A 16,416-nucleotide genomic window follows, 5' to 3' on the forward strand; every position below is an offset into this window, starting at 1 on the left:
ATGAAAAACAACATCTCAAAATACTACGAAATGGTCGGAAAAATTGACGAGATCATTGTCTGTTATCCGGATTGGCAAAAGGCGTTAAAGGGCATTCGCGAATGTGTTGCGAAAACACCTCACTACCGAGAATCCGTCAATAGTTTATTGCTTGCTAACGCTGGTGCAGGGAAAACCACTATTTGCAATATCATTTCCGCGGAAATGCCACCGTATTATCGACAGGACGAGGACGGATTAAGGAGGATAGTTCCGGCATTCTATTGCGAAATTCCATGCCCTACGACCATTAAATCATTAGCGTCAGCCATGCTGCAGAAACTGGCCGACCCAAATCCCAACGTGGGTAGTGCCATCAGCATGACCAGGCGACTCATACATTTATTAAAGAGTTGCGAGACTCAAGTTGTATTATTCGACGAGCTACATAATATTTTTGACTTAACACGTAAATCCAAGACGTTGAACTTTAAAGTGGTTGGCTGGCTCAAGAATCTCATTAATGAGACAGCAGCTTCCTATTGTCTTGTTGGAACCAACGTATTTGAACCTCTCCTGCGACAAGATAAAGAACTATCAAGACGATTTAAATATACGTTTAACCTCAATTACCTCACTCATAACTCAACCAAAGTGTCAGGAACCCTGAAGCCTTTTCTACATGAAGCCTGTAAGCAGATCAAAATGCTCACAAAAATAGATGGTCTTGCGTACTTGACCACAGAGATTGGACTCATCCAGGTCTACGCGGCGACCCGAGGCAATCCTTCATTTATTATGGATCTGATTAAAGAGGCGATCTTGTTAGTTTTCCTACGTGATGATACCAGTGTCACTGCACAGGATTTTGAAAAAGTTGTTAACTCAGGCATTACATCGCAATGTCAATTAATTCAGGAGAATCCATTCACGCTGACAAAACACGAGGTTCAAGCAAAATTAGGAGCACGAAAGAAATGATCGCGTTTAAGCCAAATTATTATCTGGATGAGAGTCCAGCAAGTTTTTTGACAAGAATATCGGACGGAATTGGACACAATAATGTGATTGATATGATGAGGGTCCGCAGCGACATTAAATGCTACAGGGATCTATCTGCCGTTCTGTCAGTGCCCAATCGTTATAAACGTCTAATGGAGTCAATCGGCATCAAAGATGGCTACCCATCGCCGGTCGCTGAGAATCCCGGCCCGGGATATAAATACAGAGTCTATGAAGGCTTTAATCTTGTGTATTCCCATTTTCACGGAGATTTAGCAGCATTTTGTCCTCATTGCTTGCGCTCTAAAAACTATTGGAGAAAGAGATGGTCTTTGCGGATGTATACGGTCTGTGAGCATCACGGATGTGAGCTGATTAACAAATGTCAGAAATGCAATCTATGCCTATCGATAGCAAGATGCAGCATTCACATCTGTCCAGAGTGCGAATTCGATTTCCGAAGATCGAAAACGTCGCGCGTTAATAAATCAACTCAGCAGGTTATCCAGCGAATATTTGGGGACGAAATTAACCCTGAGGGCTTTGAAATAATGCGCAGTATTTTTATCTCCGTGGATGCTGTATTTAGAGAATTAAAAACTGATGCTTCGAAAATGGATATTACACGACTGATAATGGAATCCGCCGGTGGCGCTGATATCCAGCTCTGTAGGATACTCGCTGAAACGAGCTTCAACACACATCCTCGCATTCAATTGATTCCTTTACTCATGAACCGTCACTCAGCTTCTTTGGTCGAGGCTGCACTTAAAAAATTGAGGATAGCTAATAAAGCGAGCCCAAAAAAATGGTCGGCAACATACCTTACCCTGTCCGAAACATGTAAAGCATTGAACGTCTCCCAAAAAGTCTTAAAGCGGTTAATAGGTTGGAATATTTTATCGTTTGTTGACGACAAAAATTCAAAAAGAATTCCTTCGGACTCACTAATTGGACTATTGGAAAAAACTCCAGAAGAACTCAGAGAGCTCATTGATAAGGCCTCTGGTAACGACGCCCGAGAATTCCGTTATGTGAGTGGAGCACAAGCAGCAGAACTCTTGGGTGTGAATGAAACTATTGTGTGGGGGTTGGTTACAGCAAGACATTTACAGAGATCTGTTCAAATGGTGGGCGGATACAAGCGAAATACCATCGACAGGAAATCGATCGATCACTTTAAAAGTAAATATATAACCCCCGGAGTTATCGCACAAAGATTCGGTGTTCCAAAGCAGAATGTTAGCCAACGTCTGAGAACATTGAAAATTTATCCCGTATCAGGCCCCTCGATCAACGGAGCAATCACAAACGTTTTTAAAATATCAGACGTTGCGCCATTGACGAAATCCATCGTTCAATCTGCCAAAGTTTGCTCGGTGAAGTCCTTGAGTGCCGGACGTCCAAAAATTAATAAGGCGGATTACATTTCGATGAAAAGCGCAGCGGAACTGCTGGGCGTCGGAATCCCAGCAGTGACCAAACTAACGCGTGAAAAAATTCTCAATCGCGTCAATCTTCCTCATCAACGCGTACTCATTGAGAAGAAAAGCGTTTACAAGCTAATAAAGAAAATTAACGATCCAAATTACGTCAGCTTGCAGGAGGCGCGTCAAAGTACGGGGATTGATGTCACACCTTTCTGGCACCACTTTGTCAACACGGGAATAGTGAAAGTTATTCAGTTGTATTCTTGGCAATTAATTCATAAGCGATGCCTTAAAAAAATTAATGATTTGTTAACAAAATATGTTATTGAAACCGAAGGAAATAAAATGCTAGGAAAGGGTCCAAAAGGGCTGACGTCCCTTCGGCGCGCGGGAAAAATCGAGTTCAAAAAAATCAAGGGAAAACGTCGTGAAGTTTATTTCTACTCCATCGAAAGCATAGAAAATTTAAGGAGAGCGAAGTTTGCCGAAGATTAAAATGGTTGACTGATCCTGACATCTTTTTTCAATCGATCCCAATCGGAGGGCTGGGATCGATATTACCTAGACGGTGAGCATCCAACATCGACTTTTATCTTATGGAGTAATAATCTTCCAGCGACGAGAATCGCAGTTGAGCGAAGCATTGAGAAGTTCTAGGTGACTGAATTTTCTAAATAAGAGTGATAAAGAGGTGAGGCCTACTTTACTTCTACGGAGCCATTTCCTGGGAATAACAAAACGACAAGGACGGCCAAGAAGTTGTATCTCCGAATAGACTGGCCGGATCCGTCTGTGGGACTACGCTCCAAACCAGACGGGCGACCATTTATTTCTGTGTAGGACTGAATAGCCAAATAGATTAATGACGTTAGTCTACCACACTCGGCCAGCTTAGCTAATAGTGCCTTGGTGGGCTCGGTTTAACTTCTGCCGGTTTATCAACAGATGGTGGAGCACCGGAACACGTTCTTGGACAACTGTTGTGTCGTTTCGGCGGGATTTGGACGTCAGTTGCGTCGCAGATATTGGACAATGCGTGTCGCAAGTTTTCCTAATCTGTTGATTTGTATAGAGCACTGTGGGCAACTTATGTGTCGTCCGCTGATGCTCTCAGCCTTGCGCCGTGCGCTGGATTACATCACGACTTACGAACCGACTATTCGCTCGATACAGGATATTCCTAAAGATGATCCCGCCACCTATAAAATGCTTTGTCGTGGCGATAGCGTCGGCGTCTTTCAAGTAGAGTCGCGCGCACAAATGGCGATGCTGCCGCGTTTAAAACCCGCATGTTTTTACGACTTGGTAATACAGATTGCTATTGTGCGGCCCGGCCCCATTCAGGGGGATATGGTGCACCCCTATCTGCGTCGTCGCGCAGGTAAAGAAGCAGTCACTTATCCCAACGAAAAGATTGAAAGTGTCCTTAAAAGCACACTGGGCATCCCCATTTTTCAGGAACAGGTAATGCGCTTATCCATGGTTGCCGCCGGTTTTAGTGGAGGGAAAGCCGATGAGCTTCGCAGAGCCATGGCAAATTGGGGAAAAAATTCCAAACTTTTATTGTTTGAAAAAGATTTTAAAGATGGGTTGTTGAATAATGGTTATACACAGGAATTTGCCGACCGATTGTTTGAACAAATCAAAGGCTTCGGCGGCTATGGATTTCCAGAAAGCCACTCCGCCTCTTTTGCTATTTTGTGCTACTTATCCAGCTGGATTAAACGGCATCATCCGGCGGCGTTTTATTGCGCATTGCTGAACAGCCAACCCATGGGATTCTACAGTCCCTCGCAATTAATTCAGGATGCCCGCAAACACGGCCTCACAATTTTTCCCATCGATATCAATCAAAGCCGATACGAATACACACTCGAACCAGACCACCGGGGTAAGTGGGGAATTCGCTTGGGATTTATTGCCGTGGGATCGCTTAATGCAGAAAAAGCGCAAGCGATTGAAGTGTTCCGCGCGCGAAAACCTTTCACCTCTTTGCACGACATCATCAAACGCACCAACCTTAATGATACCGACCTCGAATGCCTCGCCTCTGCCGATGCCTTTCTCAACATCGCCGGCGACCGCTACCACGCTCGCTGGCAGGCATCCGCCCTATTACCCCACTCAGAACTATTGGAAGACAGCGAAAACGATGACGACCCTTTATTAATGAATGGCCCCACATTGGAAGAAAATGTGATGGACGATTATGCCTCCATCGGCTTAACACTGCGTGCACACCCGATGGAAATCCTCAGACAGGAATATCCTTTTAACCGCTGCAAACGCCACGCCGAGTTAATTCACTTGCCACACAAAGGCTTCGTCCGCATCGCCGGTATCGTCACCGGCCGACAACGCCCCGGCACCGCCACCGGCGTTATGTTCGTTTCCCTGGAGGACGAAACCGGTACCAGCAACGTCGTTGTCTGGAGCACAACGCAGGAAAAATTCCGAAAAGAATTATTGACAGGGAAATTGCTGATCATCAAAGGCACCGTCGACATACTGAAGGATGAAGAGGAGGTTGGTGCTCCGATTATTCACGTACTTGCTGGCCATATTGAAGATGTGACGGATCGACTGCAAAACCTTGCGTTAAAGTCGCGGGATTTTCATTAAAGAGTGGTATTAAAAGCGGTTGAATTTAGAGGATGCTGCATTAACAGATATTGTTACACATTAACAAATTGTAATGGTTCAATTAAACCAATACGCCCGGTCTGATAAGCACCTAGATCCATAAACGTTCGATTGGCAATCGTGAGGTAATCCTCAACAATTGTATGACCATGAAAAATGTGATGAATATTCGCTACCGGCTTAATCTGACTTCTATTGTCCGACGGAAAATACGGCTGAGCCTTATTCCACAACATATCGCTGGTCAATCGATTCGCTTCAATCTGATTCGAGGGAATTGACAACAACAGCTCACGTACATCATACCAATCACACACATCAGGCAACTCGGCATGAATTAATCCGATAGTTTTTCCATCGGCTAATGCTATTTCGATACCAATGGGCAAGTCACGAAAGGCTTCATAATAAGGAGCCAACAAATCATAATCCATATCCTCCGCCCAACTGCCACCCCACATCATCCACTGCTGCCACAACATGTCGGATCGCTGCTCGAAAGCATTGATCAACATCCGCTCATGATTTCCCTGAATCGCGAAAAACCAAGGCTGCTTCAACCAATTCAGCGCCAAACTTGATTCATCACCGCGATCGATCAAATCGCCCACACAAAACAAGCGATCTTTATTTTTGTCAAAACCGATAAGCGCTAACTCTGCTTCAAGCAGGGAAAAATGACCGTGAATATCTGAACAGATGTAATCGTTACCGGAGGTATTTGGTGAGAAGGTTTTCAGCATATAACGCTCTGCGATAATTTAATGAGCAACCTAATGCGCCCACGCAAAAAAGGATTATGGGGAGGTTAAATTTTATCAATCGATAATATGCAAATTTCGACTGAAACACCTTATTTCAGTGGTTATTCCAACCTGTCTGAAGTTAGTAAGCCCCCAAACTCGCTGATAATCAAAATGACTTCCTTTGTAAAACAAGCGGCGGAATATCACACACACCATAACGTAGCAACCGGTCTGCATAAACATAAAAAATATGATGAAGCGCCAACTTCTTTATCCATGCGGGGTTAATCATATACTCTCCATAGTATGCACCAGCAAGCTGCCCATATACCGCCGCCACAGTATCTGAATCTCCCGCCAAGTTAGCAGCTAGAATGGCACCTTCTTCAAAAGTCGAACTATTGAAAAAAGCCCATATAGCAGCTTCCAGCGTATCTATTACATACCCAGTGGACCTGATCTCTGTCCTTGTTTTTTTATAAGCATTTTGTGCAACCTTTACTATAGACGGCTGCAATGCATTTTCATCCCAAGCACATGGGAAGGGTTCAAATAGCTGCGTAGCTAATTCCTTTTTGTCACGCCCCAAAATGGCTCCAAATAGTAGCCCACCAAAATACCTGCACGCATCGACAGCTTCTGGTGCTTTATGGGTTGTTTTCGAACTCGCTCCACACGCTTCTATGCATGCTTTGGCATCACCCAGAAAAAAAGCGCAGCAGGCGCAACTCTCATTAACGAGCCATTACCCGCAGAGTTAGGGCTAGGGTCTCCAACATTGGCCTGCTTGGATAATTCAAATTTCTCAAGCGCCCTCAAGACTGTATTGCCAATATCAAAGCATTTACCATTTACACTAAAAGTTCCTTTACGCCACCATTCAGAATAAATCTCCATTTGATCTTGGGGACTGAAATACTCTTTGCGCAACAAACTATGTGCGAGACAAATCGCCATACTAGTGTCATCTGTCCATTCTCCAGGCTTGAGATTGAAGGGACCTCCTCCTACAAGATCCATCACTTTCGGAGCCCTATCCCTTTCACTGAATTCTAATGTAGACCCGAGAGCATCACCTAACGCAAGCCCTAACAGGCAACCTCTATATTTTGAGGCAATATCGGAAGAGTTTTGACCGATGAAATCCAAATATTCTTTAGCTTTTTGTGGGGAAGGATTTTCCAGTCGGAAATTGAGGTAAGAATTGATCCATGGTGATACCACTCTACTGCCCTCAGAAAGCCGATCATTAATCATCGGGAACTGCAGACTGTTGCTCAAATTATCCACATCAAAACTCCTATATTTAGATATTCTCTCTATGCTTTATATTTCAGTTTCCATCTGCACTTTTTCTCTTATTTTATTCCTGCAGTAGCTTTCAGTCATTAGCGCCTGAGATAATGGTTTTTTTGATTTTTCCAATGTGATTAACGTATGTAAAATTGTGCACAACCCTATCAGGTGATTCAGCGTGCCAAACAAAAAATCACCGAGCAGACCAAGCCGTTCTGGACCAAAAGAAGAAAGAGACTCATTAAAGTCATAAAAAGGAGAGCTGACCGTCTTTCATGTCAGAGGTTGTAAGCCCAAAACAATTGATACCGTTGTGAATTTAACCAAAAAGCAGAGTTTTCTCATATAAAGAAATCCAAATATTTTGTATTTCTTAAAATATAACTTTGATTATTCATCATCCTTGCTTATCCCTTTGATCATCCTTCGCCCAAAACCTTAAGTAAAAACAAATAGAATATTACTCTACCTTCATAACATTAATTTTTTGCTTATTCTACACTCTAATTCATGGGCTTTTGAATGTCCATTATTCTTCGCAATATCACACCAAAAAAGTGAAAAACCAAGCATACCTTTTTCATAAAAATTTAATGCGATATTGTATTGAGCAATTTTATGCCCCAGCACAGCAGAAGCCTGCTCCCATTGTTGAGATTTAACTTCATCACGAACTGATAATTCATAGTGTTGATATATTCGAAATGCAGATTCAGAATTACCTACTTTAGCCTCTTCTATTAAGCGGGAGATCTCCTTTTCCTCAAGAAAAAAAGTAGTCATAGTGGACTGAGGATGCTCATCGGATTCTGAAGACCCCTCATCAAAATCAAAAGGATTATTTTTCACCTCAGCTCCTGATGAAATTTTATTAAACATTAAGATCAATATAAAAATGATTAGCTTAGAGAGTTCAGCACATAAAGAAAACCGCTTCACTTACCAAACAGTTCATCCAATGAGATGTCCATATGATTAGGCACAGTCTGAATCTCTTTTCCTATTGGCTTACTTAAAAAATGCTTTTCTTCGCCCATAGCTTTTAGCCAAGAATTCCATATTGTAGGGTCGTGGCGCACCCCAGATAAGCCACTAACACTCTGTTTTAGCTTGTCAATTTCAGCGCGCAACAAATCGTTAATTGAGCTATCAAAGTTTTTTTGTTTAACGTGCTCCATAAACTCCTTAGGAACACCCAAATTATGAGACTTTATATAATGAGAAAAACCCTCTGGCCACACCCATTCACCATCAGTTAAGTCTCGGCAGCCCATTTTAGCTTTTTCGACGCCGCATCTAAAGCGGCAATGCGAGAAACCTAACCATGCAAACAACTCTTCACCTTGATCAAGATAGTGAGAAATTTTTTTTCGTGTTAGTTCGTCGATACTATTGTCAACCAAGAAAGCTGGAGCTGCATACTCATCGTATTTTTCCGGCCAATAGCCTATGCTCTTTAACATCGTCACACCTCAAACCTTTCGTCACACAATTGGTTGATAAACCTTTTTACCTTGTCCATTTGGATGAAGAACAGTATTTTCCGTACCGTCTGGATTTATTGTCGTTGCTTGCTCATTCCAAACCACAACATTTCCATTATTAGTCACCGCCATTCGCCCCAATCCTCCAAGCACAGGAACCCCCGTTGTGTTTGCAAGCTCTTGTCGTGCAGGCCCCAACTCTCTTTGACAGGCTACAGCCTCAATACCCTCCGGAGTAAAACCCCAAGATTTAATTAGCTCTCCCAATCCAGATCCCGACACGGGTTTGCCGTGAAGATAAAATGCACTTCCTTCACCATGACATACAAACGTCAGAATTTTCACATTTTTTAACTGATCAATGTTCTCTCTGGAAATAATTGGAACATTACGAGCTTTAGCTAAACGCTCAACACTTTTTGCTACAACCTCATCTGCAGGGTCAAGATTTAAAATTGCATTTTGATATCTATCATTCAGGATGTCGTAGTTTTCAGGAATAGCCTCCTTACACATCAACCCCATCGGATCAACCCACCCCACCGGGTTGGGCGCATACTGATAATTATTCACCCCACCCAACAACCCAATAGGATCTTGCGTCGTGAACTGCCCTAGAGTCGGGTCGTAATAGCGGTGCCGGTTGTAGTGTAATCCGGTTTCTTCATCAAAATACTGACCCTGAAACCGCAGATTGTTTTCAACTTCCTCCACGTCTTTTTCCGCGACATTCCCGTAGGTTTTATAGCGCGCTTTCCAGACAAGTTTACCTTGTTGGCTGGTGAGTTCGCGGGGCGTGCCGAGGTGGTCGAGGTGGTAGTGGTAGATCTCGCCGTCCTGGACCATGGCGAGAGGTTTGAAGCTTTCCGGCTCGTAGACGTAAGTCTTCTTAAGGTTGTTGCGAGTTTCCTGGGCGAGCTGGTCGCCGGCCCAGAGGTAGTGGGTTTCACCGAAGTTGTCTTGTTTGCGAATGCGGCGGCCGATGGGGTCGTAGGCGTATTCCGTTGCCTGCCCTTCTTTAACCACTTTCACTAATTGGTTGTTGAAGTTGTATTCAAAAATTGTTTCGAGCTTGCCGCCTTTACCACGCGCTTCGCGGATCAGGTTGCCGCGTGCGTCGTAATCGAATTTACGGTCGCCTTGCATCTGCAGGCGGTTACCGCGCGTGGTTTTTCCGGTGTCGCTTTTTTGTTGGCCAAGCAGGTTGCCGGCAGGGTCGAAGACGAAGTGTTCGTTTAAATCGCCTTCGGTGCGTTTGAGTTTGTCCACCATGTCGTAGACGTAACGCACTTCCCAGCTACCGTCTTTAAAGCTACTTAAATTACCGAACGGATCGTATTGGTATTCGCGGTTGATCAGATCACTTTTTTGCTGGCGATGGATGGCGTGTTGTTTCGCCAGGCGCCCCATGGGGTCGTAATCGCTGTGGGTAATGATGTCACCCTGGATGCGATTTAACTCGCGTCCAAAATCATCGCGCTGAATTTGGGTAATGGCTACGCCGTTAAATAAGACTTGTTGCAAACGATCAAAATGATCGTAGGCGTAATCAATAGTTTCACGGCCCGGCAATTGCAGTTTTTTCAACTGCCCATTGGCCGCGCGCTGGAAGTGAATATCCACCATGCGGTCGCTGATGCGCTGGCGCTTTTCGTTAAGGTCGCTGTGGTGCTCTTTGATTAAAAACCCCAGGCGGTCGTATTGAAATGCGAGGTATTGGTGGCTGTTGTAGGTTTCAGTCAAGCGGCCGACCGGGTCGTACATGTAGCGGCTGTATTCCGCTGTCGCGTCCGGATTTTTTAATGCGCGACTGGTTTTGGACAGCATACGCCCGAGCGGGTCGCGTTCAAATTCGGTAACGACTTCACCGGCATCCAGGTGTTTAATCAAGTGGCCGACTTTGTTGTATTTGTAGTGCTGAACGCGCCCATCAAAGCCCACTTCTTTAATCAGGCGTTCGTTGCCGTCGTAAACGAATTGGTAGTCATCACCATTTTCGTTAATCAGACGCGTCAGGTTGCGTTCGTTGTCGTATTCATAGCGGAGGCTGTTGCCTTCCGGGTCGGTGCGGCGCACAACCTGGCTCAAGCCATCGTATTCATATTTTGTGACGCGCCCGCGCCGGTCGCTGATGCGTTCGACCTGGCCATTGGCGTTGTATCGGATATCAACTTTTTCGCCGCCGGGATACGTCACCCGCTCCAGTTCGCCGCTGTCGTTATAAAAATAACGCGTCGTGCCGCCGTGGTGGCGGCTGGCGAGCCACACATCCATCTGCACGATCTGCCCCAAGGCGTTGTATTTAAAACTTTGCTTGTGGCCCGCCGGGTTAATCACCGCCGTCAATTCGCCGGCAGCATTCCATTCGTAACGGGTAATGCGTTCGCGCGCATCCAGTTGTTGGCTGAGCAAACCCTGCGCATTGTAGCGATAACGCGTGATCTGGCCGTCCGGTGCGGTGAGGGTATCGAGCAAGCCACGCGCGTTGTAACTGCGGCGCCAGAGTGCGCCATCTTTGTCGGTGGACGTGAGCAGCTTGCCGTGAAAAAAAAAACGCGTCTGACGCTGATCGAGCGCGTCAATGACACCGATTAAATTGCATGCACCGTCGTAGGCATAACGGGTGGTATTGCCTTCAGGATCGGTGTAGCTGGCAAGCAGGCCATTGTCGTAAGTGTAACGATGGGTATTGCCTTCGTTATCAATTTCTTCAGTGATCAATCCGAATTCGTTGTAGGTGTAATAAGACGTGTAGCCACGACTGTCGGTGGCCTGGCTGCGATGGTTGTCCGGGTCCCATTGAAAGCGGTAATCGTAGATGCCCTTGTCACCCCAGGCGCGCAGACAACGCGCTTGCGTGTCTTCGCCATCCCATTCGTAGTAATAACTGAACCCGGTGGCCAGGGTGCGGCGGCTGAATAAATGATGGTTATAGGCATAGCTTTCGCCGCGCCCGGCTGCATCGCGGTGCGCGATCAGGTCACCGTCATCGCTATAGTCGTACTCAGCCACTATCCGACTCTGTTGCGAGGCACTGTCCTGCAGCGTGATGCGACTTACGCGGCCATGGGCATCGCGGTTGAATTGCAAGGCCTTGCCCCAACTTCCCGCCACACGGATTAGCGCGTTATAGGCATCGTAATGCAGGTTAAGCACAAAACCTTGCTCGGCCTCACCGGATGCCTGGCGGGCTTGGTACGCGGGATGTTGTATCTGGGTCAGACGGAAGGCGCCGGTTTGACCGAGGCGTGTAAAAACTTTGTGCGGCTGGCCTTGCTTGCGCAGCACGTAGGCATCGTACGAGATGGCATCCAAGTCCATCTGCTCGTTCAGTAATTTGCTGCGCTGATACGGGCGTGGGCGTTTAAACGTTAGGATGCGGCCTTCGTCATCACTCAGTTCGACCGTATGGTGGCCTTCGTATAAGCGCTCGCAACCACTGTGCGTCCAGCCATGACCCAGGCCGATATCGCGGCTGTGGCCGGTGCGATAAGTACGTTTCCAGGTGAAGGGCAGCGGGCCAGGCAATGTAAAGTCAGTGAGACTTAGCAGCTCCTCGCCGGAGATCATGCTGATAGGACAGCCATTGGTGCAGGTGTTGGCAACCGCGGCAGCGCCTTCGTTAGCGGTGTTGGATACCTTGCCGGGCTGGACGCTGGTCACGGCATTTTGGTCCGAGCAGGTCTCGCTGGACTCCGCCGTTACCGCATGGGCTTTGACGTCTTCTTTGGGGGGCGGCAGTGAATCAGAAGCACTGCTCTTGCCCCCGCCTTTCGCGCTGCGATGCCCACGAAATTCGGTGCCCGCCGTCGCGTCTGGCTGAGCCGTTACCGGCATCAACTGCAACTTTCTGCTGTTCAGGGCGCTGCCGACCTCCTGCTGGATTTTCTCCTGGGAGGGCGGTACCGGTTGCTTGGGAAACAATAATTTCCACACTTCCGCCCAAGTCGCCGGCTGAATCAGGCGGGCGGATTGCAGGATCTGCCGGGAGTCTTTCGCGGGGGCTCCACCTGAGGCGGTGGCAGTGTTAACGGGGGAGAGTTGAAACTCGGCGCCGGTAGTGTTCTTAAACAGTATTTTCATACATCCCTGCTGCTACATAGATATTCCGCAATGCGGGCAACAATAAAACAGGTCGCGCGGTATTCGCAAACCCAATTCAAACGAAGGCTCATGCTATCACAGCAAAATGGCTGCGAAACCGGGCGCGGATAACGTTTTTGACGAAAGGTTTACATCTTCATACAAGCCATCCGAAAAGTGAGTGCTAAACTCGCCCCATCTATATCAATAATGATCGCGAGGACGCCGTGACCGACGCAAACCGGCATATGCAGCAAACCCTGGAGACGATTTACCGCACCGAATCGCGCCGCGTACTGGCGACACTGATTCGCTTGCTGGGCGACTTTGATCTGGCTGAAGAAGCCTTGCATGACGCCTTCAGCGCTGCCATGGACCAATGGCCTCGCGACGGCCTGCCGGATAACCCTCGCGCCTGGCTGGTGTCCACCGGACGCTTCAAGGCGATTGATCAACTGCGCCGCCGGGCGCGCTTTGATACCTCACTGGAAGATGTCGCCGACCGTCTGGATGAAGAAGCAGAGGAGATGGACGACGAGAATATTGAGGATGATCGCCTGCGTCTGGTATTTACCTGTTGCCACCCCAGCCTGTCTCCCGATGCCCAGGTGGCGCTTACCTTGCGTGAAGTCTGCGACCTGACAACCGAAGAAATCGCCCGCGCTTTTCTGACGTCCGCACCGACGGTAGCCCAGCGCATCGTGCGCGCCAAAGCCAAGATCCGCGATGCCCGTATTCCCTACGAAGTCCCGGCGCCGGCCCAGCTACCCGAGCGGCTAGACTCCGTATTGCACGTCATCTACCTGGTGTTTAATGAAGGCTACTCCGCCTCTACCGGTAACGCCGTAACCCGCCACGACCTCTCTGCCGAGGCCATTCGCCTGGGGCGTTTGCTGGTGGAATTACTGCCGGAATCCGAAGCCATGGGTTTGCTGGCCTTGATGTTATTGCATGATTCCCGCCGCCACGCGCGTATGTCGGCCGATGGTGATTTGATCTTGCTGGACGAACAGGATCGTTCACTCTGGGATCGCCAGCTTATCGCCGAAGGTAGCGAATTGATCACCCGCTCATTGAGCTCGCGCCGCTTTGGTCCCTATACCATCCAGGCCGCCATTGTCGGTGTTCACGCCGAAGCGGCCACACCAGCAGATACCGATTGGCATGAAATTGTCGGGCTTTACGACTTGTTGTTGCGCGTGGCCCCTTCGCCAGTGGTAGAGCTCAATCGTGCCGTTGCTGTCGCCATGCGCGACGGCCCGGAAGCCGGTCTGGCCATTATTGATGACATGGTTAACCGGGGCGAACTCAAGGATTACCATTTGCTGCATTCTGCTCGCGCCGATCTGTGCCGTCGACTGGGCCTTCGGACAGAAGCAAAAGCAGCCTATGAACAGGCGCTTAAACTCACCAAGCAAGAGCCGGAGCGGCGTTTTTTGGAGCGACGTATCGCCGAGCTGTAAAAAAATTTTTCCTCTCTGTCGATTCTGCGCACGGCCAAACGACTATCAATAAAAACCGCCAACCAGCAGGAACGACACCATGAAATACCTCTGTCTTATTTACTATGACGAAGATGTCATGAATGCCCTATCGCCCAAGGAGTGGAAAGCGCTGATCAGCGAATGCACGGCCTATTCCGAGCAACTGCAGGCCAGCCATTACTTCCTGGCTGGCGATGCGCTGGAGTCCGTCCATACCGCCACCACCGTGCGCGTGCGCAACGGCAAATTATCAGCAACCGACGGCCCATTCGCGGAAACCAAAGAACAGCTTGCCGGTTATTGTTTACTTGAAGCGCGGGATTTAAACGAAGCCATTCAACTAGCGAGCAAATTGCCGCCAGCGCGCTATGGCGGTGTAGAGGTGCGACCTGTTCGAGAGATGGAAGAAACGCTTGTTCAAGCGGCCAGTTAAACCCTCTTAGTTAGCCCTACCAAGGAAATATTATGACAACCAAGAGATCCATCATCATGACCATTGCCCTGATTATCATCGCGCTGATTGCCATTCTGCTGATAGTGGCTGCAACCAAACCCGATCAGTTTCGCGTTGAGCGCAGCATGATTATCAACGCCTCGCCGGAACGACAAACAATGGCACCAGAGTCGAATGGATAATGGAAGGCCCGAATTCCTTCATCAGCAAACTTATGCATGTCTTTATCAATATGGACAAGATGGTCGGCAAAGACTTTGAGGCTGGCTTGCAGCAGATGAAAACAGTCGCCGAGGCGCCAGAGAGAGCTTCGGTACGTTAATCAATTCAACAACCCAAGGAGAAACAGTATGTCCACATCCAACGAAGAAATCGAAATCCGCGCCAGTATTGAACAATGGGAAGCCGCCATGCGCACCGGCAAGGTTGACGAGATCGTCAAATACTATGCCGACAACCTCGTCGCTTATGATGCCGTCATGAAGCTGCAGTTTGTCGGCAAACAGGCCTACACCGACCATTGGCATGCCTGCATGGAATTTGCGCCACATGGCATGATTTACGAAGCTCGCGATCTGGTTATCCACACCGAAGGCAGTATCGCATTCAGCTACAACCTGGCCCGGTGCGGTGGCTATGATGACCAGGGCAACGAGCAATACTCCTGGATGCGGGTAACACGCGGTTATCGCAAAATAAATGGCCAATGGCTCGTGGTCCATGAGCATTTTTCCAGTCCGTTTGATATGGAGAGTGGTAAGGTGTTGTTTGATGCGAAACCCTGATTAATTGAAAAACATTTCAAAAATCGGAGCGCATTTCCGCAACCCATGCACATTGAGATTGATTCAGTACAAACTGCCCGCAACGCCGTTAATTAACAGGATATTTTATGAAATACCTTTGCCTCGTTTATTACGATGAAAATGTTATCAACGCCATGGCTCCACAAGAGTGGGAGTCGCTGAACAAGGAATGCATTGCCTGCGGCGACAACCTGCGCAGCACCGGCCACTTTCTCGGTGGCAACGCGCTGCAACCGGTAAACACGGCAATGACGTTGCGCATTCGTGACGGTAAGCCCCAGGTTACCGATGGCCCTTTCGCGGAAACCAAAGAGCAATTGGCCGGCTTTTATTTATTGGAGGCCGAGAATCTCGATCAGGTGATTCAACTGGCAGGAAAAATTCCACCCGCGCGACTTGGCAGCATAGAGATTCGCCCCCTCCGTGAATTGCAGCCTGAGTAATCAGGCTGCCATAACCCCGGGAGAAAGGCTATGACAACGTCCTCCACTGACCTGGCACCGGTAAGGGTTGAACAGAAAGGCCCCATGCGCGTTGCCGGTCTACGCCTGCGGCTTGATGATCAAGCGGCTCAAAAGATACCCGCATTATGGCAAGAACTCGCACCGTATCTGGGTAAGGTTCCAGCGCAAGTGGGTCATGCAGATTATGGTTTGTGTATCCGTGTCGATCACAGCAATAGCTGCTTTGATTATCTGGCGGGCATGGAAATTGAAAAGGATATTGAAGATAGATCCGGCGTGCCGGCGGAATGGATTGAGATAATGCTACCCGAGCAACAATACGCTGTTTTTGCTCATCAACAACATGTGTCGCAATTGCGCCAGACCATTCACAACATCTTTGATCGATGGCTGCTTACCTCAGGTTATGTCCACATTGCTGGCGGCCCCGGCACGGTACATTTTATTGAACGTTACGGCGAAGCGTTTAATCCGCAGACAGGTATTGGTGATATTGAAATCTGGCTCCCCGTTAAAACCAAGTGATGTTTCAGTAATTCATCTTC

General features: G+C 47.9%; 15 protein-coding genes and 1 pseudogene. 10 read left to right on the top strand and 6 right to left on the bottom strand.

The features are described 5' to 3' along the window. The 3 genes and pseudogenes from ACSV5M_RS04940 to ACSV5M_RS04950 all read left to right on the top strand — a co-directional run. Complete coding sequence (locus tag ACSV5M_RS04940) at window positions 1–960, top strand: TniB family NTP-binding protein (RefSeq protein ID WP_439174486.1); 960 nt, start codon at window positions 1–3, stop codon at window positions 958–960. Further along, complete coding sequence (locus tag ACSV5M_RS04945; RefSeq protein ID WP_439174487.1) at window positions 957–2,906, top strand: TniQ family protein; 1,950 nt, start codon at window positions 957–959, stop codon at window positions 2,904–2,906. Before ACSV5M_RS04940 ends, ACSV5M_RS04945 begins: the two co-directional genes overlap by 4 nt. Window positions 2,907–3,515: 609 nt before the next feature. Continuing rightward, a pseudogene (locus ACSV5M_RS04950) lies at window positions 3,516–5,033 on the top strand (OB-fold nucleic acid binding domain-containing protein); the annotation flags it as partial. Window positions 5,034–5,086: 53 nt separating this feature from the next. Here the strand turns inward: ACSV5M_RS04950 and ACSV5M_RS04955 are convergent. The 6 genes from ACSV5M_RS04955 to ACSV5M_RS04980 all read right to left on the bottom strand — a co-directional run bounded on the left by ACSV5M_RS04955 (window position 5,087) and on the right by ACSV5M_RS04980 (window position 12,663). Next, entirely contained in the window at window positions 5,087–5,797 is a 711-nt protein-coding gene (locus ACSV5M_RS04955; RefSeq protein WP_439174488.1) for a metallophosphoesterase, read from the bottom strand. Between the two features lie 169 nt (window positions 5,798–5,966). Continuing rightward, window positions 5,967–6,506: an ADP-ribosylglycohydrolase family protein gene (locus ACSV5M_RS04960; RefSeq protein WP_439174797.1), complete on the bottom strand. Its 540-nt coding sequence runs from the start codon at window positions 6,504–6,506 to the stop codon at window positions 5,967–5,969. Further along, complete coding sequence (locus tag ACSV5M_RS04965; RefSeq protein ID WP_439174489.1) at window positions 6,482–7,090, bottom strand: ADP-ribosylglycohydrolase family protein; 609 nt, start codon at window positions 7,088–7,090, stop codon at window positions 6,482–6,484. The genes ACSV5M_RS04960 and ACSV5M_RS04965 overlap by 25 nt, the downstream gene beginning before the upstream one ends. 477 nt (window positions 7,091–7,567) lie before the next feature. Beyond that, window positions 7,568–7,945, bottom strand: a complete 378-nt coding sequence (locus ACSV5M_RS04970) for a hypothetical protein (protein WP_439174490.1) — start codon at window positions 7,943–7,945, stop codon at window positions 7,568–7,570. An 86-nt stretch (window positions 7,946–8,031) separates the two neighbouring features. Continuing rightward, window positions 8,032–8,559 carry a hypothetical protein gene (locus ACSV5M_RS04975; RefSeq protein ID WP_439174491.1) on the bottom strand — a complete coding sequence of 176 codons (528 nt, stop codon included), beginning with the start codon at window positions 8,557–8,559 and terminating at the stop codon, window positions 8,032–8,034. Between the two features lie 21 nt (window positions 8,560–8,580). Beyond that, window positions 8,581–12,663 carry an RHS repeat-associated core domain-containing protein gene (locus ACSV5M_RS04980; RefSeq protein WP_439174492.1) on the bottom strand — a complete coding sequence of 1,361 codons (4,083 nt, stop codon included), beginning with the start codon at window positions 12,661–12,663 and terminating at the stop codon, window positions 8,581–8,583. 227 nt (window positions 12,664–12,890) lie between these two features. On the opposite strand from ACSV5M_RS04980, the gene ACSV5M_RS04985 reads away from it, so the two are divergent. The 7 genes from ACSV5M_RS04985 to ACSV5M_RS05015 all read left to right on the top strand — a co-directional run bounded on the left by ACSV5M_RS04985 (window position 12,891) and on the right by ACSV5M_RS05015 (window position 16,396). Then, window positions 12,891–14,126 (top strand): RNA polymerase sigma factor, encoded by a 1,236-nt coding sequence (locus tag ACSV5M_RS04985; protein WP_439174493.1) that lies wholly within the window; start codon window positions 12,891–12,893, stop codon window positions 14,124–14,126. Window positions 14,127–14,205: 79 nt separating this feature from the next. Continuing rightward, entirely contained in the window at window positions 14,206–14,580 is a 375-nt protein-coding gene (locus tag ACSV5M_RS04990; protein ID WP_439174494.1) for a YciI family protein, read from the top strand. Between the two features lie 32 nt (window positions 14,581–14,612). Then, window positions 14,613–14,783 (top strand): hypothetical protein, encoded by a 171-nt coding sequence (locus ACSV5M_RS04995; RefSeq protein ID WP_439174495.1) that lies wholly within the window; start codon window positions 14,613–14,615, stop codon window positions 14,781–14,783. Next, window positions 14,783–14,923 (top strand): hypothetical protein, encoded by a 141-nt coding sequence (locus ACSV5M_RS05000; RefSeq protein WP_439174496.1) that lies wholly within the window; start codon window positions 14,783–14,785, stop codon window positions 14,921–14,923. The genes ACSV5M_RS04995 and ACSV5M_RS05000 overlap by 1 nt, the downstream gene beginning before the upstream one ends. Window positions 14,924–14,951: 28 nt before the next feature. Next, window positions 14,952–15,386 (top strand): YybH family protein, encoded by a 435-nt coding sequence (locus ACSV5M_RS05005; RefSeq protein WP_439174497.1) that lies wholly within the window; start codon window positions 14,952–14,954, stop codon window positions 15,384–15,386. 107 nt (window positions 15,387–15,493) lie between these two features. Further along, window positions 15,494–15,850 (top strand): YciI family protein, encoded by a 357-nt coding sequence (locus tag ACSV5M_RS05010; protein ID WP_439174498.1) that lies wholly within the window; start codon window positions 15,494–15,496, stop codon window positions 15,848–15,850. A 30-nt stretch (window positions 15,851–15,880) separates the two neighbouring features. After that, on the top strand, window positions 15,881–16,396 hold the full coding sequence (locus tag ACSV5M_RS05015; protein WP_439174499.1) for a GyrI-like domain-containing protein: 516 nt from the start codon (window positions 15,881–15,883) through the stop codon (window positions 16,394–16,396). Window positions 16,397–16,416: the final 20 nt, after the last annotated feature.

The sequence above is a fragment of the Cellvibrio sp. ARAG 10.3 genome (assembly GCF_051846955.1).
Taxonomy (GTDB): domain Bacteria; phylum Pseudomonadota; class Gammaproteobacteria; order Pseudomonadales; family Cellvibrionaceae; genus Cellvibrio.